Annotated in this window: 1 protein-coding gene; it reads left to right on the top strand. The window is 58.3% G+C overall.

What is annotated here, in order from left to right:
- Positions 1–14 precede the first annotated feature (14 nt).
- Positions 15–307 (top strand): DnaB-like helicase C-terminal domain-containing protein (locus tag Q1A48_RS21520; RefSeq protein WP_299948934.1); only part of this gene is annotated, 293 nt, incomplete at its 3' end.

Here is a 307-nt window from a genome sequence, read left to right as displayed (position 1 = left end):
AGTTGGATATACCGGTGTTGGCGCTGTGCCAGTTCAACCGCGAGGCAGCCAAGGGTGGCCGGCCCAATATGTCCCAGTTGCGTGATTCCGGCTCTATTGAGCAGGACGCCGACATAGTGACTCTGCTGTATCGGGAGGACAAAGACAATCCCGATTCCCTAAACCCCGGACTGGTGGAAGTGATCACCGCAAAGCACCGCCGTGGTGAGCCGGGTATCGACAACCTTAAGGCCAAGCTCAACCAGTTCCGCATGGATGTATGGACGGCGGAGGTACACCAGGCTGAGCCGCCGAAGAGATTCCGGCA

Source organism: uncultured Microbulbifer sp. (assembly GCF_947489355.1).
GTDB lineage: Bacteria > Pseudomonadota > Gammaproteobacteria > Pseudomonadales > Cellvibrionaceae > Microbulbifer.
Note: the sequence above shows the minus strand (reverse complement) of the source record. Positions and strands in the feature narration are given on the sequence as shown.